Source organism: Bacillus sp. HMSC036E02, assembly GCF_001836235.1.
GTDB classification, from domain to species: domain Bacteria; phylum Bacillota; class Bacilli; order Bacillales; family Bacillaceae_G; genus Bacillus_A; species Bacillus_A cereus.
Genome location: NZ_KV827880.1, coordinates 96390 through 119549, shown reverse-complemented (window position 1 = coordinate 119549; position 23160 = coordinate 96390). Strand labels below are relative to the sequence as shown.

Below are 23160 nucleotides of genomic sequence, written 5' to 3'. Positions count from 1 at the left end.
TATACAATAAAGTGAGGAAGGGGATAGATGGAAAAGTAGGGAGATTATTTTATGTTAAGGGACTTATTTGTAAATACAACAATTATTCTTTCCTTTATTTTTATTGGGGGCCAGCTTTTAAGGGATAAGCCGTTAAAAGAAGGATTCTCTTTTGGGCAGAAATGTGTAGTAGGCATTTTTACTGGGATACTAGGTATAGTATTGATGTATTTCAGTGTTCGTGTTGGTACCATTCTATTGGATTTACGCTATTTAGCTGTTATTCTAGCTGTTATTATTGGAGGACCGATAGCGAGTACCATAACAATTGGTATGATTTTAGTAACTAGGCTGTTGTTTATGGATTATTCATTAGCTTCTCAAGTGGCTTTTTATACAATCATTGCGATAGGAATAGGGAGTATCTTTATTTCGCGCATGAAGCTTTCTTTAGGGGGAAAGTGGGTATGGTTACACACATATATTTTATCTATTCTAATCCCAGCGTTATATATATGGTTAATTAAAGAAATCCACATAGTGGGATTATATTTAATTTCTAGTATTATTACAGGTTACATAACATTCATAAGTGCAAATTATGTTTTACAATCCAATGAGTTATTTCAAAAGATGAAACAATACGCAACGATAGATGCATTGACAGGTTTAGGAAACGTAAGACAGTTTGATTTAGAGATGAATCGTCATATTAGTAATAAGAACATGAAAAATGATTCGTTTTGTTTACTACTTATAGATATTGACCACTTTAAGTATGTAAATGATACGTACGGGCATCCTGCAGGGGACGAAGTGCTAAAACAAGTAGGGTGTATTTTACGAGAAACTTCACAATTTCCAGATTTGGCTTTTCGAAAGGGTGGAGAGGAGTTTGCGCTTTTGATACCGAATAAGGGATTAGCTTACGGAATTCTTATGGGCGAGCAAATTCGTACAGCTGTTGAAAGTCACTCATTTCAATTGTTAGATGAAACGAAAATAAAAATTACAGTTTCGGTGGGGGTTTCAGAATATGAAGAATCAACGGAGCAATTTATTCAAGCGGCGGATGATGCGTTATACTACTCGAAACGAAATGGTAGAAATAAGGTCAGCTCTGTATCTTAAAGATAAGATGACCAGAAGACATAAAGCTTATAAAAAACACTCACAGAGGCAATGTATGAACTTTGTGAGTGTTTTTTATTTATATATTAGACAAGTTCTTTTGATACAACAAATTTACGATATGCACCATGGTGAGTTGGACCTACGTATTCGTTAATTTTGAATGAGTAACGAATAGCAGCTGTGATGAATTCTTTAGCAGTTTTTACTGCTTCTTTCACAGGTTTTCCTTTTGCAAGTTCTGCTGTAATTGCAGCAGAATATGTGCAACCTGCGCCGTGTGTATTTGTCGTATCAATTTTTTCTGATTCTAGAAGGTCGAATGTTTCTCCATCATATAGGACGTCGATTGCAGTTTCCGTACCAAGTTTGCTACCGCCTTTAATTAGGACGTATTTCGCACCTAAAGCATGGATCTTTTTCGCTGCTTCTTTCATGTCTTCAAGAGAATTAATCTTTACGCCACTTAATTGGTAAGCTTCAAATAAGTTTGGTGTTACAACTAATGCCTTTGGAACAAGAACGTCACGTAAGCAGTCATTCGTTTCAGGATGTAATGCTTCATCAGCACCTTTACATACCATAACAGGGTCAACTACTACATTATTGAAATTGTGCTTTTCGATTGTTTCTGCAACCATTTCAATAATTTCTACTGATCCAAGCATACCTGTTTTTAAAGCGTCTACGCCAACACCTTCAATTGTTGTTTCTAATTGTGGTTTTAATGTAGAAGCTGGGATTGGAAATACGTTATGTGCCCAACCGTTATGTGGATCCATCGTTACGATTGTTGTAAGAGATGTCATTCCGTATACGCCCAGTTCTTGGAATGTTTTTAAATCTGCTTGTATACCAGCACCGCCACTTGTGTCAGAACCAGCGATAGTAAGTGCTTTATTTAATGTCATTATGAAAGCCCCCTCGAGTGATATAATGAAAACTATGTTCTCACCATTATATCAATGTTACGAATAAGTACAAAGTGAAAAGTAGATGATTTATTTTAAGAGCTATTTAAAATCTTGTATGCAGGAGACTGAGTATGTTTCGAGATAATCGTACAAATGAATTAGTTATATTAAAGGAAATTGCAGAAACATTAAATACATCAAATGATACATATCATGTATTGCAAGCTGTCCTAGAGAAATTACTAAGTGTAACAGGTTTAACGACAGGATGGATTTTTCTTGCGGATGAAAATGGGAAGTATACGAAGTTAATTGACTATCAATTACCAGAGGCACTGACATATGAAAATAAACGCCCGATGTGCGAAGGTGAATGTTGGTGTTTACGAGGTTTTGTAGATGGAAAATTAGAGAGAGCCGTTAATATTATTGAATGTAAAAGAATTAATAATGCAATTGAATATAATTGGGGAGATACGGAGGGCATTCTTCATCATGCTACGGTTCCTTTAAAAGCTGGGGGAGAAAAATTTGGGGTGTTAAATGTTGCAAGTCCGGGTAAAACACATTTTTCAGAAGAAGAATTAGTATTACTCCAATCGGTTGCTTTCCAAATTGGTACGGCTTTAAAGCGAACAAAATTATATGAAAATGAAAAGAGAAGAGCACATTATTATGTGAAATTAGAGCGTTTCATTCAAGATTTAAAAACGATTCATAAGTTTAATGTACTACCTGAAAAAGTGGTAAATCACGTAGGTGAAGTATTTCAATGGAATCAAGTAGCGCTTTTTATTAGGGAGGAAAAAGAATTATCTCTGCGAGCGTCTTACGTTCAGGAAGAGTTACAAGAGGATGTAAAAGAGGCGGCCAAGAGGGCGTTAGAACAAGATGAACCAGTTCTAATAAAACATCAAATAGGACATAATGTACATCTAAATCGAGCTGTTATTGCTACACCAATACATATTCAAAACCATATATTTGGTGTTTTATGTGTTAGCTTGAATAATGGAGAGTTTGATGCTAATACAATAGACGTAATTCAAGCATTATCGAACCATGTTTCGTTAATAATAGAGAATTTGAGGTTAAACGAGCAGCGCCGTGAACTTGTACGAATGGAAGAAAGAAATCGGTTAGCAAGAGATTTACATGATTCTGTTTCGCAAAAATTATTTTCATTAACCTTCATGACAAAAGGCGCCGAGGCAGTTTTAAAAGGTAAAAATGAAAAGGTAGATCAATCTTTGCATGAGATGCGTGAACTTGCGCAAGGAGCTTTGAAAGAAATGAGGACATTAATTTGGCAGCTTCGTCCGGCGGGATTAGAAAAAGGATTATTGCCAGCTCTAAAGCAGTACGGTGAAAATTTGGGACTGAAAATTAGGGAGCAAGTTACGGGTGTTCGTGATTTACCTCGTGTAGTAGAAGAAGCTTTGTGGCGCATAGGCCAAGAAGCACTGAACAATGTAAGTAAGCATGCAGGTGTAAAAGAAGCGACGATTTATTTTACAGTGAATGAGAAAAATGTATCATTAGAAATAGTTGATCAAGGAAAGGGATTTGTGGAAAAGAATATAAAAGAAAAGAAATCACTAGGTATGACTACGATGCGTGAAAGAGTAGAATTAGTTGGTGGAACAATTAAAATTGTAAGTAGTAATAAACGAACGAGCGTAAAAGTAAACGTACCATTATGATGTGAAAATGAGGGAAGTTTGTGAAAATAAAAGTATTGTTAGTTGATGATCATACAGTCGTTTTAAAAGGATTAGCATTTTTCTTAAGTACACAGGAAGATTTAGAGTTAGTTGGAGAAGCGAATAATGGGAAAGAAGCGTTAGTGAAAGTAGGAGAAACAACTCCCGATGTTATATTAATGGATTTATACATGCCTGAAATGGATGGTGTTGAGGCGACGGCATATATTAAAAAAGAGTATCCAAATGTGAAAGTAATTGTATTAACTAGCTTTTCTGATCAGGCGCATGTGTTACCTGCATTAAGGGCTGGAGCAAGTGGGTATATTTTAAAAGATGTAGAACCAGATCAGCTTGTTGAGGCTATTCGAAGCGCATATAAAGGTAATATTCAATTACATCCGGATATAGCAAATGCTCTTCTCTCTCAAACATTACCTGTAGAAGAAAAGGAAGAAGAACCTTCTATTCAAGTGGATGTGCTAACAGCGAGAGAAAATGAAGTATTGCAGCTATTAGCAAAAGGGATGAGCAATAAGGAAATTGCATCTGTTTTAGTTATTACAGAAAAGACAGTTAAGGCGCATGTAAGTAGCATTTTGAGTAAGTTGAATTTATCTGATCGTACGCAAGCGGCATTATATGCAGTGAAAAATGGAATTGTATAAGACGAAAGTCGTAAGACCAAGTTCGCCTTTAGAAGGTGGACTTTTTTTATGGAAAAATACGTCTATGTGAGGACGAAATTGTCATTATATAAAGATAAAATATGTTTGTAAGCAACAAAACAACAATTACAAGGGATACCTTTTTTGAAAGCATATAACAACATAAGAGTGAGTACTAGGAGGAATAAATAATGGCAACAGTTTTATTCGTTAAAGCAAATAACCGTCCAGCGGAACAAGCAGTTAGTGTAAAATTATATGAGGCATTTTTAGCAAACTATAAAGAAGCACACCCAAATGATACAGTAGTAGAACTTGATTTATATAAAGAAGAATTACCATATGTAGGCGTAGATATGATTAATGGTACATTCAAGGTAGGTAAAGGATTTGATTTAACAGAAGAAGAGGCAAAAGCAGTAGCAGTTGCTGATAAGTATTTAAATCAATTCCTAGAAGCTGATAAAGTTGTTTTCGGCTTCCCATTATGGAACTTAACGATTCCAGCAGTATTGCACACATATATTGATTATTTAAACCGTGCTGGTAAAACGTTCAAATATACGCCAGAGGGTCCAGTTGGCCTAATCGGAGATAAGAAGATTGCATTATTAAATGCAAGAGGCGGCGTATATTCAGAAGGTCCAGCAGCTGAGGTAGAAATGGCTGTTAAATATGTAGCAAGTATGATGGGCTTCTTCGGCGCAACAAACATGGAAACAGTAGTTATTGAAGGGCATAACCAATTCCCAGATAAAGCAGAAGAAATCATTGCTGCAGGTCTTGAAGAAGCAGCTAAAGTAGCAAGTAAATTTTAATTAAAAGTATAATCGTCACTCGAAAAAACAGCATTAACATGTAAACGTTAATGCTGTTTTTTTATATTTTTAGTTCATCAGCAAGTTTTTCTAATGTATTTCGATCTTGTATATAATATGTTCGGCCTTCTTTTCTTAAATAATTTTGTTGGCAAAACTGATTTAATATATATAAAAGATGACGGTAGCTGACATTTAAATATTCCGAGGCCTCGGTATGCTTTTCTATATAACAATTATTTTGCTCTGTTAATAAAATAAAAGCAGCTAATCGATTTTCAAAAGGATAACTATAGTTTTTTGCGTGATTTTCAGTGCGAGTAATTGTCTTTTCTCCAATAAATTTACATAAGTGCTGTAAAAACGTTGCATCTTGTAATAAAAGTTGCTGACAATCTTTAAGAGGAAGTGCCAAACACACACAATCTTCTAGTACTTCAACGGACTTAGTAATATTTTCTACTCCTATTAATCCTAATTCCCCGATAAAAGATGGTGCTTGAATAAAATTAATTAATGAAACCTTCCCGTTTTTATGACTCATATATATTTTTGCTTTCCCAGAAATTAAGTAATAGAGATAAGGGAGAGCATTTCCTTCGCTACATATCATCTCTTTCGTTTGAAAAGAATGCAGCTCTACATATGGCAAGACATGAAATGAAAATAGGGTATGGAATTGATGGATTCGCATGTATTGATAAATTTCTTCCTCATTTTTGCTGATTTTCATATTTTCACCCCTATGTATAGTATGAGATATCTCCTATTATCTTTACAAGAAGGAATGATACGATTTATGTAAATTTGTTTTTGTAGAAAAGAGAGTGTGATGAATTTATGAAAAAATATAAAACATTGTTATTTGATGTAGATGATACATTACTAGATTTCCAAAAGGCTGAAAAAGTGGCTTTACGGGTGCTTTTTGAAGAGAAGGGAATCCCTTTAACAGACGAGATAGAGGCTCGTTATAAAAAAATAAATAAAGGTCTTTGGGATGCTTTTGAAAAAGGAGAACTATCACGCAATGAAGTTGTAAATACAAGATTTTCTCTGTTGTTTAAAGAGTATGGAGAAGAAGTAGATGGAATATTATTGGAAAATAATTATCGTAACTACTTAGAAGAAGGAAATCAACTCATGCAAGGTGCGTTTGAATTTATAAATCAAATTCAAGGAGAGTATGAATTGTATATAGTGACAAATGGTGTTTCTAAGACGCAAGATAAACGTTTGCGTAATGCAGGTTTACATTCATTATTTAAAGATGTTTTTGTTTCGGAAGATACAGGTTTTCAAAAACCGATGAAAGAGTATTTTGATTATGTTTTTGAACGGATTCCTAACTTTGCACCTGAAGCAGGGCTGATTATTGGGGATTCATTAAGCGCTGATATGAAAGGTGGATATGTAGCGGGAATTGATACCTGTTGGTTTAATCCAGAAAGGAAATTAAATGATAGTGGGATTATACCGACATATGAAGTGCATAATTTTGAGGAGTTAGAAGCGTTATTAAAGCAGCATGTGTAATAAAAAAATAGGCAGTGGAGCTTTCATCCCCACTGCCTATTTTTATTAATTTTTATTTTCGTTATGTTTTGGGAGCGGAAAGGCATTCCCGATAGCAGCTGCACCAAGCATGGGCAATAGTAAATTAAGCGGGAAAAACATAAGTAATAGTAATGTTATAGCTATTGGCTTTCGTAACGCATAGCTTGAAATTGCTGTCGTTACGATGGCAACAGATGCTACTGGATCTATAGGAAGAATAGATGCTACAGCGTATCCGATACTTGACCCGGAAAATATAATTGGGAAGATATGTCCACCTCGCCACCCTGTGTTCAAACAAACGGCAGTAATGCACAACTTTAAAATCCCTGAAAGAAGTAGTATCCAAAAAGATAAATGGCTCCATTCAACAACTAATTCTTTTAATTGATGTTCCCCTGAAAATAATGTGTACGGAAGAAAAGTTCCCGCAATTCCTAATAAAATACCACCGATAATTCCGAGTGTCAGTTTGTATTCCCTAAAAGGGTGAATTAACTTCTCTAATGTGAATTCTAACTTGAAATAAAAGAAACCAACTATAGCACCGATACTAGCAAGTGGAAGAAATGCGATCCATTCATTGAAAGAAAGTGCACCTTCCCCGAAATCAACAATAAAGGATCCACGATTATCGAGTTTACTCAGTAGTAAATAAACAGAAAAACCTGCGAAAGTAGTAGCTAAGTATACAATCGCCTTTTTTCCTTTAGAAAAAGCAGCAATTTGTTCCCCCTCATTTTCATTTGGTGCTAAATAACCGAATAATGGTGCGTTAAAAATGACACTTAAAGTAGCTCCAATTCCGATCTCGGTTAGCTCATTCATACCCTTTAAGGCAAATTTAAAGCGATCCCCTACCCATGTGCACAGTCCGCCTATAATTCCAACTAGTGCGGCTTCTGGACCAAGACTAGCACCGAAAATTAAAACAATAATCGCTGTTAAAGTAGCCTGATGGACAAAGCGATATTCGATTCGACCAGTTTTTTTATATTCAGCCATCACTTCAGGCATAAGGCGTGGGTATGTACCGAAATGTTTTTGTGATAGACCAACAAGGACCCCGCCAATTATTGTTACGCAAAGGGTGTAATAAGAGGGAAAAGAGAGAACTTCAGGCAAGTATCCCCAAATAAAGTGGATTCCAATATTTATTGTGACTAAAAATAACCAGACTGTAGCTCCTACTATAGATCCTAGAAGAATGCCATATAGAGCAAGTATGTACTGCATATCTTTTTTATTTGTCATGTTATACCTCCGTTATGTAAATCTTTGTAGGTAAAAAAGTGAAATATACTAGTGAAAAATGGATTGAATATATATAGTATCTTTTTGAGAAGATGGCCTATTCAACATATAGGCTAACTTTAGGGGAATTTGAATTTATAGGTTAAATTACTTATTTAATTTTATAGACTGATTTGAGGTTTTTAAAGGTCTTTTTTGAAATAGACTAGAATATATTTCTTTTGTTGCTTTATATGAAACTGTTAACATTTATTTTAGAACATTCAGAAAAACTGTTTGACATTAGGAAATTATTGCTATAAAATCAACGGTAATTGCATAGTCTTATCAAGAAAAGGTGGAGGGACAGGCCCGATGAAACCTTGGCAACAGCCGTATAACGGAATTGTGCCAAATCCTGCAGGTAGTAATCCTGAGAGATAAGAAAGAGCCTTTAGAGCGTGTTTTCAAACTGCTCCTTTCTTGTTTTCAGGAAAGGGGCAGTTTTTTATTTTGTATAAAAGAAAGGAGAATGAGAGATGGGAGAATCATGGGGAAAAGGAACAATATGTGTGCAAGGTGGCTATACGCCAAAAAATGGTGAACCACGTGTTTTACCACTTTATCAAAGTACAACATATAAATACGATACTTCAGATGATTTAGCAGCCCTATTTAACTTAGAGGCAGAAGGATATATTTATACACGTATTGGAAATCCTACTCTAGCCGCATTTGAGCAGAAGTTATCAGATTTAGAAGGCGGTGTAGGAGCTGTTGCAACGGCTTCTGGGCAAGCAGCTATTATGCTCGCAGTTTTAAATATTTGTAGTAGTGGGGATCATTTACTTTGTTCTTCAACGGTTTACGGGGGAACGTTTAATTTATTTGGAGTGAGTTTGCGTAAACTGGGCATTGATGTTACGTTCTTTAATCCAAATTTAACGGCAGATGAAATTACGGCGCTTGCTAATGACAAGACGAAACTTATCTATGCAGAATCGTTAGGAAATCCAGCGATGAATGTTTTAAATTTTAAAGAATTTTCAGCTGCTGCTAAAGAATTAGAGGTACCTTTTATCGTTGATAATACATTAGCAACTCCTTATTTATGCCAGGCGTTTGAACATGGGGCAAATATTATTGTTCATTCTACGACGAAGTATATCGATGGGCATGCGAGCTCCTTAGGCGGTATTGTAATTGACGGTGGAAACTTTGATTGGACAAATGGAAAGTATCCTGAACTTGTTGAACCAGATCCAAGTTATCACGGTGTAAGTTACGTTCAAAACTTTGGTGCAGCAGCGTATATTGTGAAAGCACGTGTTCAGCTATTAAGAGATTATGGAAATTGTATGAGCCCATTCAATGCATATATTAGCAATATTGGCTTAGAAACATTGCATTTACGAATGGAACGTCATAGTGAAAATGCTCTTGCAGTTGCTAAGTGGCTTGCTAATCATGAACGTATTGAATGGGTGAATTATCCGGGCTTAGATAGTAATGAAAATTACTCATTGGCACAACAGTACTTGAAAAAAGGTGCTAGTGGTGTTTTAACTTTCGGTATTAAAGGCGGATTAGAAGCAGCAAAAGAATTTATCGCAAATGTAAAACTAGCAACTCTTGTAACACACGTAGCTGATGCACGAACTTGCGTTATACATCCTGCTAGTACGACGCATAGACAATTAAATGCTGAAGATCAGCGTTTAGCTGGTGTTACATCTGATTTAATTCGTTTATCAGTTGGTATAGAAGATGTTTCTGATATTATTGCAGATTTGGAAGCAGCTCTAGTTGGGGGCAAAACACATGCCGATCATAATTGATAAAGATTTACCGGCTCGCAAAGTGTTACAAAAAGAAAATATTTTTGTAATGACCAAGGAGCGAGCGGAAACACAAGATATACGCGCTTTGAAAATTGCTATATTAAATTTAATGCCAACGAAGCAAGACACAGAGGCACAATTACTTCGCTTAATTGGAAACACACCGTTACAATTAGATGTTCATTTGCTTCATATGGAATCACATCTATCTCGTAATGTAACGCAAGAACATTTAACAAGCTTTTATAAAACGTTTCGTGATATTGAAAATGAAAAGTTTGATGGGCTCATTATTACAGGAGCGCCAGTGGAGACCCTTGCTTTTGAAGAGGTAGATTATTGGGAAGAGCTTAAACATATTATGGAGTATTCAAAAACGAATGTAACATCTACGCTCCATATTTGCTGGGGAGCACAGGCTGGCTTGTACTATCATTATGGTGTTCCAAAGTATCCCCTTAAGGAAAAAATGTTCGGTGTATTTGAACATGAAGTTTGCGAACAACATGTGAAATTGTTACAAGGATTTGATGAATTGTTTTTTGCTCCGCATTCTCGTCATACAGAAGTACGAGAGAATGATATTAGAGGAGTGAAAGACTTAACATTGTTAGCAAACTCTGAAGAAGCAGGTGTTCACCTTGTTATTGGGCCAGAAGGAAGGCAAGTGTTTGCCCTTGGACATAGCGAATATAGTTGTGAGACGTTAAAACAAGAATACGAACGAGATCGTGACAAGGGATTAAATATTGATGTGCCAAAAAACTATTTTAAACATAATAATCCAGATGAAAAGCCGCTTGTTAGGTGGAGGAGTCATGGTAATTTATTGTTTTCTAATTGGTTGAATTATTACGTGTATCAAGAAACCCCTTATATATTGTAAAGAAAGATTGTGTAACACGTGGCAACGTTTTCCTTGTAAAGATTAACCTTCATTTTTCCGAATGTTCAAAATACATTGTTTTTCAGATTTTTTACTCATATAATTTCATCTAAACACAATTTTTGAGGGGTGGACAGTACTATGAAAGAAATTCAAGTTGGGTTATTAGGTCTTGGGACAGTTGGCAGTGGTGTGGTTCGTATTATTACGGATCATCAAGAACGACTCATACACCAAGTAGGTTGTCCAGTGAAGGTAACGAAAGTATTAGTGCAAAACATTGAGAAAGAGAGAGAGGTAGAGGTACCTTCTACTCTATTAACACAAGATGCAAATGAAATTTTAGATAATCCAAATATTGATGTTGTCATTGAAGTGATGGGTGGCATTGATGATGCAAAATCATATATTTTACAAGCTTTAAAAAGCGGAAAGCATGTTGTAACTGCAAATAAAGACTTAATGGCATTACATGGAGCTGAATTATTAGCGACAGCAAAAGATAATAAGGCTGATTTATTCTATGAGGCGAGTGTGGCAGGGGGAATTCCAATTTTACGCAGTATCGTAGAAGGACTTTCCTCAGATCTTATTACGAAAGTAATGGGAATTGTAAATGGAACGACAAATTTTATTTTGACGAAAATGTCAGACGAAGGGAGAGCATATAACGACGTGTTAAAAGAAGCCCAACAACTTGGATTTGCAGAAGCAGATCCAACATCAGATGTAGAAGGTTTAGATGCAGCAAGAAAAATGACGATTTTAGCTACTCTCGGTTTCTCTACAAATGTAGAGCTTGGAGACGTGAAAGTAAAAGGGATTACCTCTATTACAGAGGAAGATATTGAATATAGTAAGAGCTTAGGTTATACAATTAAATTAATCGGTCTTGCAAAACGAGATGGTGAAAAATTGGAGGTTACAGTTGAACCAACTTTACTTCCAAATACACATCCTCTTGCGGCAGTACAAAATGAATATAACGCTGTGTATGTGTATGGTGAAGCAGTTGGGGAAACGATGTTTTATGGACCAGGCGCAGGAAGTTTACCAACAGCGACAGCTGTTGTTTCGGATTTAGTTGCTGTAATGCAAAATATTAGATTAGGGGTAACAGGAAATAGTGCTGTAGTCCCACAATATCAAAAAGTATTAAAAGAGCCAGACGAAATTGTCGTGAAAAAGTTTTTAAGACTGCATGTAAAAGACGAAATTGGTGTATTTGCAAAAATTACTTCATTGTTCTCTGAGCGCGGAGTTAGCTTTGAGAAAATTATTCAAATGCCGCTTGAAGAGAAAGGAAAGGCTGAAATTGTAATTGTAACGCATCGTGCGTCTCTTGCTGATTATGATTATATTCTACATACGTTGCAAGGGTATGAAGAAATAGATTGTTTGAAAGCGAACTATCGAATTGAAGGGGATGCTAAGTAGTATCCTTACCATAAAACAGAAAGAGCCTATTAAGCAGCTTGCTTAATAGGCTCTTTTCTATTTAAAATCTGCGTACCAACTTGAATAAATGCTTGGATAATCCAGCCTGTTGTAAAGGATAAGATGATTGTTCCAAAATAGATAGGTCCGTCTAATAAAAAGCTTAACGTTAAAAATAAAAAGGCTAATGAAATCTCTGTTCTTCTAAACGTCCATTTTTTCTTCTCAGCAACCGTTAAAACGAAAGCTTCTTGAGGCGCTGCGCAAAGGTTTGTAGAGACGTAAAGACCAATTCCAGCTCCAACGAATAGATTTCCGCAAATAAGTGTTATATATTTTGGAAGAGAGCGGATAGCGTCCATAATAGTTGTAATGGAACCAATCCAATCAACAAAAAGAGAAATAAGAACCATCGTTACAATTGTACCGATTGTAATTTGTTTTTTATTCCAAAAGAGTACGATAAGTGTAAAAGCAAAGTTAATCATAAAAATCCAAAAACCAATACTTATGCCAAAATTTTGATATAGTGCAATAAAGAAGGAATCATAAGGGCTAAGTCCAAAGGAAGTAATTGTCGTCATCATATTAATACCGATGGCAAGAATGAGTAAACCGCCAATGAAAAATATATATTCTAATTTGAATGGAAGCATAGTTGTATATCCTTTCTAAATGTATTTGCTAGGAAAGGATATATTGTGGAAAGCTTACCAGGTCAAGGGAGAATTTTTGTGAGAAGGGGAAAATGAGATGACAAATATAAGAAAGATTGCTGAACTTGCTGGAGTATCTGTTTCAACTGTTTCACGTGTACTAAATAATCATCCGTACGTAAATGAACAGAAACGAAAAGAAATTTTAGCGATTATAGAAGAATTAAATTACACGCAAAATGTGAATGCAATTCATTTAGTGAAAGGAAAAACGAATGTAATTGGCGTTTTATTACCACACGTAAATGATCAATATTATAGCGCTATTATCGAGGGGATATCAAAAGAGACAGCAAAGAATAATTATAATATGATGCTTTGCCAGACGAATTATAGCGAAGAAAGAGAACTAGAAATTTTAAATATGTTAAAAATGAAAAAGCTTGATGGGGTTATTATTTGTTCTCGGGCAAATAGTAAGGAGAAGCTTGAAGAATATACAAAATTCGGCCCGATTGTTATGTGTGAAGAAATAGATTCAAAATACATTTCAAGTGTCCATATCGATTACTACAAAGTATTTTCACTTGGGATGAAAAGCTTAATAGATGCCGGTCATACACATATTGGATATTGTATTGGAAGAAGTAATAGTGTTAATAGCCAAAGACGAAAGAAGGCATATGAAGATTCGCTTCAACAGAGTATCGTAACACCGTTAGAGACCTGGAAATTTGAGGGTTGTTTTACAGTGGAAGATGGACGCAATGTAATTAGAGAATGGGCTCATATGTCAGTAAAACCGACGGCGTTCCTTGTATCTTGTAACCATATTGCAGCGGGGATGGTTACAGAAGCAAAAAAACAAGGAATTCGTATTCCAGAGGATATTACGATTATCGGGTGTGATGATCAAGAGGTGGCAGATATATTGGGTATAACGACGATTTCGCATTCTAGTAAAAACGTTGGAGTAAAAGCGTTTGAATTATTATATGAAAAGATTAATGAAGAGAAATTAGATGTGAAGCATATAGAGTTATTACCAGAGTTAGTAAATAGAGAAACGACGTAATTGAGAAGGTGTGAAAATCGCTTTTCAAAATTTCGTTTGGTATAATTATGGACAATCTATGAGGGCTAAAAGGGGTTTTGATATGAGATCAAAAGTAGTAAAAGTAATTCTACTCATTACAATTGCATCTTTCTGTTTATTTGCATATGGCTTTGTTTCAGGTGTAAATGATGTATTAAATCCGAAAGCTTCAAATTTAATTAAAAAGACCGATGTAGTGACAAAAGAGAAAAAGAAAACGGGAACGTTACAAATCGTTAGTTTAGGTGATTCATTAACGCGTGGCGTTGGTGATAAAGAAGGAATTGGCTATGTTGGGCGAATGAAAGAGGATTTACAAAAAGATTATAAGCAAAAAATTGCATTAACAAATTTAGCAGTTAGTGGTGCAAAAATGCCCGATTTATTAAAACAAATTGAAAGTAATGGCGCTCAATATTCAATTAAGCAAGCAGATGTAATCGTGTTAACGATTGGTGGAAATGATTTGTTCCCGGGCTGGGAATCACTTGGGAAAATAGATTTAGAGACGTATCGTCCTGACACAGAAACGTTTCAAAATGAAGCAAAGAAAATTATAGAAGAAATTCGTAAATTAAATACAGATAGTCCGATTTTTTGGCTTGGTTTATACAATCCTTTTGAAGATGTAGAAGATTTAAAAGGGTCTTCAAACATTGTTGTGGACTGGAATGCATCTTTAGAGAAGTTAGCGCTAAACGATAAAAATGTATATATTACACCGACATTTGATTTATTCCAAAACCGCGGGAAAGATTTATTATACTCTGATCATTTTCATCCGAACGAAGTAGGTTATACGTATATGGCAGAACGTTTAGTTCAAAATGTTGTAAGTAAATTAAAATTAGAACAAGGAGGGGTAAAATGACGACGATACTTTCCGTACGAGACTTGAAGAAGGTAATTGGAAAGAAGACTCTTGTAGAGAATATTTCCTTTGATGTAAAGCAAGGAGAAGTGTTCGGGTTCTTAGGACCAAATGGTGCTGGAAAGACGACTACCATTCGAATGTTAGTCGGATTGATTAAGGCGACAGAAGGTAAGATTTCTATCGGTGGTTATTCGATTAAGGAAAATTTCAGAGAAGCGATGCGTCAAATTGGGAGTATCGTTGAAAACCCAGAGTTGTATACATATTTAACGGGATGGGAAAATTTAAAGCAATTTGCTCGTATGTTAGGTGATATATCAGATGAACGTATTATTGAAATTGCTGAAATGGTTCATTTAGATGAAAGAATTCATGACAAGGTAAAAACGTACTCACTTGGTATGAAACAACGCCTTGGAATTGCGCAGGCGCTCCTTGGGAATCCAAAATTGCTCATATTAGATGAGCCAACGAATGGTTTAGATCCAGCAGGGATTAGAGAACTTAGGGAATTTATACATAAGCTTGTAAAAGAAGAAAATATGAGCGTGTTTATTTCAAGTCACTTGCTAAGTGAAGTGCAAATGATATGTGATCGCGTTGCTATTATTCATAAAGGAAAAATGATAACAGTTGCCAAGGTTGAAGAATTAATTAAAACAGCAAGTGATCGTGTAGAATGGATTGTTACACCAATTTCTAAGGCGAAAGATATGCTAGAAGCGGCCGAAGAAGTAAGGGAAGTGAGCGTAGAAGGCGATCGATTACTATGCCGCATGGATATTGCATCTATAAGTAGTTGGAATAAACACTTTGTCGAAAATGAAATAGATGTACATAGCGTTAAGGAGCTTGTATTTACGCTAGAAGATTTATTTATTGAACTCACAAGGGGTGAGCAGCATGCGTGAATTTGCGAATCTAGTTTTAAATGAATCAGAAAAGATTTACCGTAAGAAACGTATTTTTGTTGTCATGCTTATTTTAGCAATCTTGATCCCGCTTTTTGTGTATGCGCAGTATCGTGAAATAGAAACGACACAAAAAAGACTCGGTACAACCGATTGGAAGGTTTCATTGCAACAGCAAATTGTTGATTCTCAGAACCGGTTGAACAATTCTAGGTTGCCAGAAGAATGGCGTGATTGGTTAAAGGTAAGAGTTGAGCAACAACAATATTATTTAGATCATGATATTAATCCGATGGCACCGGGTGCACCGACTTTTGTCAGATCATTTATTGAACAAGGAATTACATTGTTTATTCCGCTTCTCGTAATGATTGTCGCCATTGATATCGTTTCAGGAGAACGAAGTGATGGGACGATGAAGATGTTACTTACGCGGCCAATTCGGCGCTGGAAAATACTCCTTAGTAAATACGTGACGATGTTATTTTTCATTTCGCTCATACTGTTTCTTGTAGGTTTGTTTGCTTACATATTATCAGGGCTTGTATTTGGATACTCGGGATGGAATTTACCTGTTTTAACAGGATTTGTTATTGATAAGGAAACGTTAAATACGAACTTTGTGCATCTTATTCCGCAGTGGCAATACATCTTAATGGCGTATGGACTAGCATGGTTTGTTGCTATCGTTGTCGGAACTATATCATTTATGGTCTCTGTTTTAATTCGTAATACACCAGCTGGTATGGGTGTTATGCTAGCTGCATTAATTGCAGGCGGTATTTTAAGCTCGTTCGCAACATCTTGGGAAGGCGCCAAATATATTTTTAGTGTGAATTTATCATTAACGGATTATTTATCAGGAAAATTACCTGCATTACAAGGTTTATCGATGGGATTTTCTTTGATGAATTTAACTGTTTGGGCAGTTGTTTCTCTTGTTATTTCGTTCGTAGTATTTACAAGACAGGATATGGTGAATTAATTAGACAGGAAGTGACAGTATGGAAAATGTTTTAAAGAATGATTGGGAGCCACTATTGGCACCAGAATTCGAGAAAGAGTATTATCTTACTCTATCCAGTTTTTTGACAGAAGAATATAGCACGCATGTTGTTTATCCGAAGGTAGAAGATATTTTTAACGCTCTTCAGTATACAAGTTATGAAAATACAAAGGTTGTTATTTTAGGACAAGATCCATATCATGGACCGAATCAAGCGCATGGTTTAAGCTTTTCTGTGCAACCTGGTGTTAAAACACCACCGTCATTGTTAAATATGTATAAAGAACTTCGAGATGAATATGGTTATGAAATCCCGAATAACGGTTATTTAGTAAAATGGGCGGAACAAGGAGTATTATTACTAAATACCGTATTAACAGTTCGTCAAGGCGAAGCAAATTCTCATAAGGGAAAAGGATGGGAGCACTTCACAGATCGTGTAATTGAACTATTGAATGAACGTGAAAAGCCAGTTATTTTCATATTGTGGGGGCGCCATGCGCAGGCGAAGAAGAAGTTAATTACGAATCCAAATCATCATATTATCGAATCTGTACATCCAAGCCCACTATCGGCAAGACGTGGTTTCTTTGGTAGTAAGCCATATTCTAAAGTAAATACGATTTTAGCTAATATGGGCGAAAGAGAAATTGATTGGGAAATTCCAAATTTATAAATAGAAAAGGTAGTTAACAGTCGTTAACTACCTTTTTATTATTATTGTTGCTCGTTCTTTAATTTTGCATCTAGTACAAAAGTGCCAAATGGGATAACTGATGAAACAAATGCTCCAAGTGCCCATAAAATTGATTTACGGTGTACGATTGTTACTTGAATTACTGCAAAGATGAATAGAATAAATAGAACACCATGAGCCATGCCTGTAATTTTAACAGCTGTTGCAAATCCTGCGAAATATTTCAATGGCATTGCTACAAATAATAGTAATAGGAAAGAAATACCCTCAACTAGTCCAATTGCTCTTAATCGTCCGATTGGTGTAGATAACATAAAGTAGCCTCCTTTAACGTATGCTTGTATATAGTAAATTTGTATTCTTTTTCAAAATAAAATAGTCTATTTTGTTTCATTATATACAAAAAGAAAGTTTACACTACGAGAATAGTGCAAAGTTCAAAATATAGTCACAAAAGCATGAGAATTTAAATAAAAACCTATTTGAAGTATTTGACTTCAAATAGGTTTTGTGAATGAAAATATTAAACAAGTACATCCGTTTTTAAAACGAATTTCTCTACAACTTTTGCAACACCATCGTTCATATTTGTATCTGTTACGTAGTTTGCAATTTCTTTAATATCATCAGGTGCATTGCCCATTGCAACGCCAAGACCAGCAAATTCAATCATCGCTTGGTCGTTATAGCTATCGCCCATTGCGATAACTTCTTCACGCTTAATGCCAAGCTTTTGGATCAGTTTGTTTAAGCTCGTTCCTTTTGTAACACCAGCTTCAGTAAATTCTAAGAAGAATGGTTTCGAACGCATCACGCTTAATTGGCCTTCTAGCTGTTTTTGTAGTTTCTTTTCAACTTCAACAAGGCGTTCAGCTTCTTTATTCATTAATACTTTTACTACGGGCTCTTTAACTGCAGCTTTAAAGTCATCTACTACAACAATTGGCATACCAGTAATATCGCCCTCAATTTCAGTATAAGGATTATTTTCTTCCGTTACGATATCATCGCCCATATAAGTATGAATCCATACATCTTCAGTTTTACTAATTTCAAATAGGTTGTGAACGATTTCAGGAGATAGTGTACTACTAAAGATTTCTTCGTTTGTTTTACAGTTAATAATTTTTGCACCATTAAAAGATAAAATGAAACTGCCGTATTCTTCTAAACGAAGTTCTTTCGCTACATTGCGCATACCGAACGTTGGACGTCCAGAAGCAAGTACAACCTTTACGCCTTGCTCTTGTGCAGTCATTAACGCTTCTTTCGTACGAGGTGAAATAGTATGGTCATCACGTAATAAAGTATCATCTAAATCTAAAACAATCATTTTATAAGTCATATAGAAAATTCCTTTCTTTAATTGAAATCAAAATACATGTTCATGAAGAGATTGAGGAATAATAGTAAGACATCAAACCTCTTTGAAAAGAAGTAGATAAATTATTATGAGTGTGTTGCTCATAATATTGGTTAATAATCATTGGGGATGAATAAAACCCCAATGATTAAAGTTTGATTTTATCGTAACAACTCTAAAGGTAGAGTGCAATAATGGAAGTTTTCCAATTTAAGATATTTGTTTTGCTGTGGAACGAGAAAATAGTATTTCTAGCAAGATTGCCATTACAGATCCAAGAACGAGACCATTACTTAAAAACGATGCTAGAAATGGTGGAAGTGTGGAATATGCTCCTGCTGGAACAAACATAACTCCGACTCCTGTAAAGATTGAAAGACCGGCTACTTTAAATAATCGTTCTTTATCCTGGACAGTTTCGTATTCTCGAAAGGCGAGGCCAATCATGCTTGCGAATACAGGATAAATAGCGGCATAACCAACTGCAACAGGGATTGCTGCAAAGAATGAAGTAATCTTTGGAAATATACTAACGACAATAATAAAGCTTGACCCTAATATAAACGGGAGACGTTTATAAATATTAGTCGTTGCAATAAAACCTGCTGATCCAGAAATAGCGACAGGCCCAATAGCTGAAAATAGGCCGCCTAGCAATTGGTTGATTCCTGTTATAATGCCAGCTTGTTTAAAACGATCTGATGCAGCGTTTTCTTCATATTTAGAGACAACCTTTTGTACAACGCGAATACTTGCTAACATATTTGTTAGAAGTAAGAGCGTAACGAAAATGACCGTAATTACCATGTTCCATTCAACACGAGGCATTCCGAAAACAAATAAGGATGGAAAACGGATTATGTCTGTCACTGGTGTTATTGGATTAGATAATCCGAAGCATGCGAATAATATCCAGCCGCATACGATACTGAAAAGAACGGAATATTGTCCAATAATAGGTAGCTTCATGATGAAAAAGGATAGTAAAATAACAATGAGTGAAAGAATAAATACGTTAGGTTGTACTTCTGTATGTTTTCCATCAAGGCCAAACATTCCCTTTAAGAAGGAGCCACTAAGCTGCGCGACAAGAAGAAATAAATACGTTCCAATGACTGTCGGTGTAAAATAGCGAACGAGTTTATCAATAAGTCCAAAAACGCTAAGAATAATACAAATAATACCACTTAATAAGAAAGCATATTGAAGAACTTTAAGTGTCTCATTATTTGATCCAAATAGTACGACGCCTAAACTTGCGTAAAGAGAGAAAATTCCCCACCAAAGGCCAGCAGGACCTTCTTGAATAGGAAGTTTATGCCCAAATATAGCTTGCAAGAGACCAGCAAAACCTAGAACAAATAATGTTCTTTGTACAAATGCGATGGCTTCAGCGCCATTAAGACCATAACTAGTTGCGACACTAATTGGTACAATAAGGCTTCCAGCTAAAATAAATAGTGCCCATTGTAAGGCGGAAAGAAATGTCTTCATTATATCAACCTCTTTCATAGATTCCGTATCTAGTATATACGTATTTTATTTCCACTGGCAAAGATTGTAGATAGAGAAAAGAGTTGAAACACAGTATGAATGCACGTAAGCAATTATGGATAGCAGTTATATGTATGACTTTTGTTGTAATTCTAGGAACGATAGGATTTATGACGATTGAAGAGATTAGTTTGTTTCAAGCATTTTGGATGACAATGATTACTGTATTGACTGTTGGATACGGAGATGCCGTTCCTGTAACGCAAGCGGGGAAAGTATTTGCGCTTCTTATTATTCCTGTTGGCGTAGGTATTGTTACGTATGCAATTGGGGTAGTGGCAGCTATGATTATTGAAGGGAATTTATTTCATGCAGTACGGAGGAAGAAGATGGATAAACAAATAGCGCAGTTGAAAAATCATATTATAGTATGTGGTTGCGGTAGAGTGGGGCTTCAAGTTGTACATGAATTGCAAGAAAAGAATATTCCATTTGTTGTTGTTGATAAAGATGAAAGTATATTGGAGCAGGAAAAGCTTTTATTTGTACATGGAGATGCAACGGAAGATCAAGTATTACATAATGCCGGAATTTTAAAAGCAGCTGGTTTAGTTGCTATTGTTGCAAATGATGCCGAAAATGTATTTATTACATTAACAGCAAGAGGGTTAAACGATACGATTAAAATTGTGGCGAGATCTGAAAAGCCAGAAACTGAAGAGAAATTAAGGCGTGCTGGTGCAAATAAGGTTATTAATCCATCTAGTATGGCGGGTATTCATATCGCAAAAGGTATTGCAAATCCATTAACCGTTCATTATATTGATACAGTGTTGTATGGAGTAGAACAGTCATTTGTCATTGAAGAAATTCTAGTTGGAAAAGATTCAATATTGGTTGGTAAATCGTTACTAGAGAGTAATGTAAGGAATCAGTTTGATGTAACAATATTAGCGATTTCAAGAAATGGGAATATTATACATAATCCGGCAGGGCAGGAAAAATTGAAAGAACGTGATATGATAATAGTATTTGGTTCAGTAGAAAAATTGGGACAATTCGAGAAAGAATTACAAAGTACGAGGTGATAAGGAATGCAAATATCTAGCGACAAGATTTTAAATAAAATGGCGAATGAAATTGCGAAGGCAAAAAGTAGTGAAGGACAAAAGTCAAAAGAACATTTATTAGTTGTGCGTGCTTTATGTGACTTATTATTAGATGAACAAGTTGAAACATCTACATATAGAGAACCGAAAATTCAATCGCAAGTAATTGGATCACAACCAGTAACAACTATGCAACCAATTGCACCTGTTTCTGGGGAGCCAGTATATATAAAAGAAAGTGATGCAAACGGTAATTCTTTATTTGATTTTTAGAAGATAAATCGTTTGGCTTATATGCAAAAATTGCTTATGATAAAGGTAAAAAAGGGGAATTAAGATGAAAATTTTCTTTTTACTAGGTTGTATTGCAGCGGGGCTATCTGTTGCGTTAGGGGCCTTTGGAGCACACGGTTTAGAAAATAAAATTTCTGCAAAAATGTTAGAAGTTTGGAAAACAGGCGTTACATATCAAATGTTTCATGCAGGTGGACTATTCGTAGTTGCTTTATTGATGGATAAGGTTCAATCATCACTTTTAACTACTGCTGGTTGGCTAATGGTAGCTGGAATTATTATGTTCTCAGGTAGTTTGTATGCATTAAGTACGACAGGCATTAAGTTCTTTGGTCCAATTACACCTCTTGGTGGTGTAGCGTTTATAGTGGCGTGGATTCTAGTAGGGACTGCAGTTGTAAAAGGATTATAAAAAAACAAAAGCTGGCATTTGCCAGCTTTTTTTATGGTCTTGGAGTATAAGTTGCTTGTTGACTAGGTAAATACGTAATTTCTTCTGGAAACTCTACGTAATCTAAGTAGATCATTAGTAGTAAATAGCGTTTTCCTGATTGCGGTTCACTAATAACAATATGATCACGGCCAGCTGCTTCAATAATACCTGTATAAGATTGTGTACCAAGGGAACTGCCACGTTCATAAGTCATTACAACCGTAGCTTGCTTACCTTTGTTTAAACGAAGGATATTTTCAATATAGGATTGCTCTAGAGGTAACATGCCTTGAGAAATTGCATATTGAGCTTGCGCAGCTTGAGCTGTTTGTTGTTGCATCGCTTGCTGCTGTTGTTGAGTCATTTGTTGCGGTTGTACATAAGTTCCAGATGGTTGATAAAAACCTGTTCCATAGTACGGATTTTGTTGCTGTGCCATTCAAAAATCCCTCCTCATTTTTATTCCTTAATATACGCTAGGGCAGTCTCCAGCAGATGGCTGGAAGAAGCAGTGCTTTTTAAAGCGACCAGAGTTTTGTTGGTTATACCAAGTTGGTGGACATGCCCCTTCAGGTCTAAAGAACCATAAGGCAAAGTTAGCAGGCCAAAAACGTTGCCCTTGAATGGTCCGTCTCGCTAGGGCAATATCTTGTTCACGTGCCCGTTGATAAAAGTATCCTTTTTGCGTTGCTTCAAAACCGCCGGGGTTTTGATAAACCATTTGACGTAAATTACGAATGCTTTTAAAGTCTAAACAATTTCCGCGGACACGATTTACCCCAACGTTTCCGACCATTAACATTCCTTGTTGTCCTTCTCCTTCGGCTTCAGCACGCATCAGTCTAGCTAACAACTTTACATCTTCTTCGTTATAAGCAATAACTCCCATTATGTGTCACCTCTCTTTTTGGAATACCTTTTGGAAAGAGGTTTATCTCTAGATGAAGTGTGTAACAATTACTAGTTCATACGTATGAGGAAAAGGGCTCAGATATGACAACCAAACGAAGTTTTACATTGAGAGCGGAAAATAAAAAAAGCTAGCGTGAGCCAGCTTTTT

At 35.7% G+C, this 23160-nt stretch carries 25 protein-coding genes and 1 riboswitch; of the genes, 16 read left to right on the top strand and 9 right to left on the bottom strand.

Features of this window, described 5'->3' with window-relative positions; translation table 11 throughout:
* Positions 1–51 precede the first annotated feature (51 nt).
* A complete protein-coding gene (locus HMPREF2590_RS26715) occupies positions 52–1110 on the top strand; it encodes a GGDEF domain-containing protein (protein ID WP_000942899.1) in 1059 nt (352 codons plus the stop codon).
* Between the two features lie 86 nt (positions 1111–1196).
* Here the strand turns inward: HMPREF2590_RS26715 and pdxK are convergent, their stop codons facing one another.
* Complete coding sequence (gene pdxK, locus HMPREF2590_RS26710) at positions 1197–2021, bottom strand: pyridoxine/pyridoxal/pyridoxamine kinase (RefSeq protein WP_000174264.1); 825 nt, start codon at positions 2019–2021, stop codon at positions 1197–1199.
* 134 nt (positions 2022–2155) lie between these two features.
* Here pdxK and HMPREF2590_RS26705 point away from each other — a divergent pair, with 134 nt between their 5' ends.
* From HMPREF2590_RS26705 to HMPREF2590_RS26695, 3 genes are all read left to right on the top strand, one after another.
* A complete protein-coding gene (locus HMPREF2590_RS26705; RefSeq protein WP_000488144.1) occupies positions 2156–3727 on the top strand; it encodes a GAF domain-containing sensor histidine kinase in 1572 nt (523 codons plus the stop codon).
* Positions 3728–3747: 20 nt separating this feature from the next.
* Positions 3748–4395, top strand: a complete 648-nt coding sequence (locus HMPREF2590_RS26700; protein WP_000695812.1) for a response regulator — start codon at positions 3748–3750, stop codon at positions 4393–4395.
* A gap of 191 nt (positions 4396–4586) precedes the next feature.
* A complete protein-coding gene (locus tag HMPREF2590_RS26695; protein WP_000246735.1) occupies positions 4587–5213 on the top strand; it encodes an FMN-dependent NADH-azoreductase in 627 nt (208 codons plus the stop codon).
* Between the two features lie 61 nt (positions 5214–5274).
* Here HMPREF2590_RS26695 and HMPREF2590_RS26690 read toward each other — a convergent pair whose 3' ends face one another.
* A complete protein-coding gene (locus HMPREF2590_RS26690; protein WP_000703318.1) occupies positions 5275–5946 on the bottom strand; it encodes a transcriptional regulator YeiL in 672 nt (223 codons plus the stop codon).
* 107 nt (positions 5947–6053) lie between these two features.
* On the opposite strand from HMPREF2590_RS26690, the gene HMPREF2590_RS26685 reads away from it, so the two are divergent.
* Entirely contained in the window at positions 6054–6749 is a 696-nt protein-coding gene (locus HMPREF2590_RS26685; RefSeq protein WP_000760192.1) for a YjjG family noncanonical pyrimidine nucleotidase, read from the top strand.
* A 45-nt stretch (positions 6750–6794) separates the two neighbouring features.
* Here the strand turns inward: HMPREF2590_RS26685 and HMPREF2590_RS26680 are convergent, their stop codons facing one another.
* Positions 6795–8024, bottom strand: a complete 1230-nt coding sequence (locus HMPREF2590_RS26680; protein ID WP_000182464.1) for a chloride channel protein — start codon at positions 8022–8024, stop codon at positions 6795–6797.
* 321 nt (positions 8025–8345) lie between these two features.
* A riboswitch (SAM riboswitch) is annotated at positions 8346–8450 on the top strand.
* 92 nt (positions 8451–8542) lie between these two features.
* Between HMPREF2590_RS26680 and HMPREF2590_RS26675 the strand changes: the two genes are divergently transcribed.
* The 3 genes from HMPREF2590_RS26675 to HMPREF2590_RS26665 all read left to right on the top strand — a co-directional run bounded on the left by HMPREF2590_RS26675 (position 8543) and on the right by HMPREF2590_RS26665 (position 12167).
* Positions 8543–9841, top strand: coding sequence for a bifunctional O-acetylhomoserine aminocarboxypropyltransferase/cysteine synthase (locus HMPREF2590_RS26675; protein WP_000504780.1), 1299 nt, complete (start codon positions 8543–8545; stop codon positions 9839–9841).
* Complete coding sequence (metA, locus tag HMPREF2590_RS26670) at positions 9825–10730, top strand: homoserine O-acetyltransferase MetA (protein WP_001121538.1); 906 nt, start codon at positions 9825–9827, stop codon at positions 10728–10730. Before HMPREF2590_RS26675 ends, metA begins: the two co-directional genes overlap by 17 nt.
* Positions 10731–10871: 141 nt before the next feature.
* Positions 10872–12167: a homoserine dehydrogenase gene (locus HMPREF2590_RS26665; protein WP_000659109.1), complete on the top strand. Its 1296-nt coding sequence runs from the start codon at positions 10872–10874 to the stop codon at positions 12165–12167.
* Between the two features lie 29 nt (positions 12168–12196).
* Here the strand turns inward: HMPREF2590_RS26665 and HMPREF2590_RS26660 are convergent, their stop codons facing one another.
* Positions 12197–12823, bottom strand: coding sequence for a YczE/YyaS/YitT family protein (locus HMPREF2590_RS26660; RefSeq protein ID WP_000936551.1), 627 nt, complete (start codon positions 12821–12823; stop codon positions 12197–12199).
* 97 nt (positions 12824–12920) lie between these two features.
* Between HMPREF2590_RS26660 and HMPREF2590_RS26655 the strand changes: the two genes are divergently transcribed.
* From HMPREF2590_RS26655 to HMPREF2590_RS26635, 5 genes are read left to right on the top strand one after another with little or no spacing between them, the layout of a single operon-like run.
* Entirely contained in the window at positions 12921–13898 is a 978-nt protein-coding gene (locus HMPREF2590_RS26655; RefSeq protein ID WP_000181969.1) for a LacI family DNA-binding transcriptional regulator, read from the top strand.
* Positions 13899–13908: 10 nt separating this feature from the next.
* Positions 13909–14790 carry an SGNH/GDSL hydrolase family protein gene (locus HMPREF2590_RS26650; protein ID WP_002097903.1) on the top strand — a complete coding sequence of 294 codons (882 nt, stop codon included), beginning with the start codon at positions 13909–13911 and terminating at the stop codon, positions 14788–14790.
* Entirely contained in the window at positions 14787–15704 is a 918-nt protein-coding gene (locus HMPREF2590_RS26645) for an ABC transporter ATP-binding protein (protein ID WP_000207709.1), read from the top strand. The genes HMPREF2590_RS26650 and HMPREF2590_RS26645 overlap by 4 nt, the downstream gene beginning before the upstream one ends.
* Positions 15697–16689: an ABC transporter permease subunit gene (locus HMPREF2590_RS26640; protein ID WP_001206497.1), complete on the top strand. Its 993-nt coding sequence runs from the start codon at positions 15697–15699 to the stop codon at positions 16687–16689. Before HMPREF2590_RS26645 ends, HMPREF2590_RS26640 begins: the two co-directional genes overlap by 8 nt.
* Positions 16690–16708: 19 nt before the next feature.
* Complete coding sequence (locus tag HMPREF2590_RS26635) at positions 16709–17386, top strand: uracil-DNA glycosylase (RefSeq protein ID WP_000432520.1); 678 nt, start codon at positions 16709–16711, stop codon at positions 17384–17386.
* Positions 17387–17427: 41 nt separating this feature from the next.
* Here the strand turns inward: HMPREF2590_RS26635 and HMPREF2590_RS26630 are convergent, their stop codons facing one another.
* The 3 genes from HMPREF2590_RS26630 to HMPREF2590_RS26620 all read right to left on the bottom strand — a co-directional run bounded on the left by HMPREF2590_RS26630 (position 17428) and on the right by HMPREF2590_RS26620 (position 20264).
* The gene (locus tag HMPREF2590_RS26630; protein ID WP_000953396.1) at positions 17428–17721 is read right to left on the bottom strand and encodes a DUF3817 domain-containing protein; all 294 of its coding nucleotides are present in this window, start codon (positions 17719–17721) and stop codon (positions 17428–17430) included.
* A 209-nt stretch (positions 17722–17930) separates the two neighbouring features.
* A complete protein-coding gene (locus HMPREF2590_RS26625) occupies positions 17931–18752 on the bottom strand; it encodes a Cof-type HAD-IIB family hydrolase (protein ID WP_000221382.1) in 822 nt (273 codons plus the stop codon).
* 228 nt (positions 18753–18980) lie between these two features.
* Positions 18981–20264 carry a purine/pyrimidine permease gene (locus tag HMPREF2590_RS26620; RefSeq protein ID WP_000847044.1) on the bottom strand — a complete coding sequence of 428 codons (1284 nt, stop codon included), beginning with the start codon at positions 20262–20264 and terminating at the stop codon, positions 18981–18983.
* 95 nt (positions 20265–20359) lie between these two features.
* Here HMPREF2590_RS26620 and HMPREF2590_RS26615 point away from each other — a divergent pair, with 95 nt between their 5' ends.
* The 3 genes from HMPREF2590_RS26615 to HMPREF2590_RS26605 all read left to right on the top strand — a co-directional run bounded on the left by HMPREF2590_RS26615 (position 20360) and on the right by HMPREF2590_RS26605 (position 22079).
* Positions 20360–21352, top strand: coding sequence for a potassium channel family protein (locus tag HMPREF2590_RS26615; protein WP_000993982.1), 993 nt, complete (start codon positions 20360–20362; stop codon positions 21350–21352).
* 6 nt (positions 21353–21358) lie between these two features.
* Positions 21359–21646 carry a YwdI family protein gene (locus HMPREF2590_RS26610; RefSeq protein WP_001167349.1) on the top strand — a complete coding sequence of 96 codons (288 nt, stop codon included), beginning with the start codon at positions 21359–21361 and terminating at the stop codon, positions 21644–21646.
* Positions 21647–21710: 64 nt separating this feature from the next.
* Positions 21711–22079, top strand: coding sequence for a DUF423 domain-containing protein (locus HMPREF2590_RS26605; protein ID WP_000688315.1), 369 nt, complete (start codon positions 21711–21713; stop codon positions 22077–22079).
* Positions 22080–22110: 31 nt separating this feature from the next.
* Here the strand turns inward: HMPREF2590_RS26605 and gerQ are convergent, their stop codons facing one another.
* The gene (gene gerQ / locus HMPREF2590_RS26600; RefSeq protein ID WP_000068652.1) at positions 22111–22539 is read right to left on the bottom strand and encodes a spore coat protein GerQ; all 429 of its coding nucleotides are present in this window, start codon (positions 22537–22539) and stop codon (positions 22111–22113) included.
* Positions 22540–22566: 27 nt separating this feature from the next.
* Positions 22567–22989, bottom strand: a complete 423-nt coding sequence (gene cwlJ / locus HMPREF2590_RS26595) for a cell wall hydrolase CwlJ (protein ID WP_000538167.1) — start codon at positions 22987–22989, stop codon at positions 22567–22569.
* Positions 22990–23160 lie beyond the last annotated feature (171 nt).

What these genes read in the sequence shown, in the direction of transcription:
- HMPREF2590_RS26705 (WP_000488144.1), top strand. Translation starts at nt 2,156, where the DNA reads ATGTTTCGAGATAATCGTACAAATGAATTAGTTATATTAAAGGAAATT.
- HMPREF2590_RS26695 (WP_000246735.1), top strand. Translation starts at nt 4,587, where the DNA reads ATGGCAACAGTTTTATTCGTTAAAGCAAATAACCGTCCAGCGGAACAA.
- metA (WP_001121538.1), top strand. Translation starts at nt 9,825, where the DNA reads ATGCCGATCATAATTGATAAAGATTTACCGGCTCGCAAAGTGTTACAA.
- HMPREF2590_RS26620 (WP_000847044.1), bottom strand. Translation starts at nt 20,264, where the DNA reads ATGAAGACATTTCTTTCCGCCTTACAATGGGCACTATTTATTTTAGCT.
- HMPREF2590_RS26675 (WP_000504780.1), top strand. Translation starts at nt 8,543, where the DNA reads ATGGGAGAATCATGGGGAAAAGGAACAATATGTGTGCAAGGTGGCTAT.
- HMPREF2590_RS26660 (WP_000936551.1), bottom strand. Translation starts at nt 12,823, where the DNA reads ATGCTTCCATTCAAATTAGAATATATATTTTTCATTGGCGGTTTACTC.
- HMPREF2590_RS26680 (WP_000182464.1), bottom strand. Translation starts at nt 8,024, where the DNA reads ATGACAAATAAAAAAGATATGCAGTACATACTTGCTCTATATGGCATT.
- HMPREF2590_RS26610 (WP_001167349.1), top strand. Translation starts at nt 21,359, where the DNA reads ATGCAAATATCTAGCGACAAGATTTTAAATAAAATGGCGAATGAAATT.
- HMPREF2590_RS26690 (WP_000703318.1), bottom strand. Translation starts at nt 5,946, where the DNA reads ATGAAAATCAGCAAAAATGAGGAAGAAATTTATCAATACATGCGAATC.
- HMPREF2590_RS26630 (WP_000953396.1), bottom strand. Translation starts at nt 17,721, where the DNA reads ATGTTATCTACACCAATCGGACGATTAAGAGCAATTGGACTAGTTGAG.
- HMPREF2590_RS26685 (WP_000760192.1), top strand. Translation starts at nt 6,054, where the DNA reads ATGAAAAAATATAAAACATTGTTATTTGATGTAGATGATACATTACTA.
- gerQ (WP_000068652.1), bottom strand. Translation starts at nt 22,539, where the DNA reads ATGGCACAGCAACAAAATCCGTACTATGGAACAGGTTTTTATCAACCA.
- HMPREF2590_RS26635 (WP_000432520.1), top strand. Translation starts at nt 16,709, where the DNA reads ATGGAAAATGTTTTAAAGAATGATTGGGAGCCACTATTGGCACCAGAA.
- cwlJ (WP_000538167.1), bottom strand. Translation starts at nt 22,989, where the DNA reads ATGGGAGTTATTGCTTATAACGAAGAAGATGTAAAGTTGTTAGCTAGA.
- HMPREF2590_RS26715 (WP_000942899.1), top strand. Translation starts at nt 52, where the DNA reads ATGTTAAGGGACTTATTTGTAAATACAACAATTATTCTTTCCTTTATT.
- HMPREF2590_RS26645 (WP_000207709.1), top strand. Translation starts at nt 14,787, where the DNA reads ATGACGACGATACTTTCCGTACGAGACTTGAAGAAGGTAATTGGAAAG.
- HMPREF2590_RS26655 (WP_000181969.1), top strand. Translation starts at nt 12,921, where the DNA reads ATGACAAATATAAGAAAGATTGCTGAACTTGCTGGAGTATCTGTTTCA.
- pdxK (WP_000174264.1), bottom strand. Translation starts at nt 2,021, where the DNA reads ATGACATTAAATAAAGCACTTACTATCGCTGGTTCTGACACAAGTGGC.
- HMPREF2590_RS26625 (WP_000221382.1), bottom strand. Translation starts at nt 18,752, where the DNA reads ATGACTTATAAAATGATTGTTTTAGATTTAGATGATACTTTATTACGT.
- HMPREF2590_RS26615 (WP_000993982.1), top strand. Translation starts at nt 20,360, where the DNA reads ATGAATGCACGTAAGCAATTATGGATAGCAGTTATATGTATGACTTTT.
- HMPREF2590_RS26665 (WP_000659109.1), top strand. Translation starts at nt 10,872, where the DNA reads ATGAAAGAAATTCAAGTTGGGTTATTAGGTCTTGGGACAGTTGGCAGT.
- HMPREF2590_RS26640 (WP_001206497.1), top strand. Translation starts at nt 15,697, where the DNA reads ATGCGTGAATTTGCGAATCTAGTTTTAAATGAATCAGAAAAGATTTAC.
- HMPREF2590_RS26605 (WP_000688315.1), top strand. Translation starts at nt 21,711, where the DNA reads ATGAAAATTTTCTTTTTACTAGGTTGTATTGCAGCGGGGCTATCTGTT.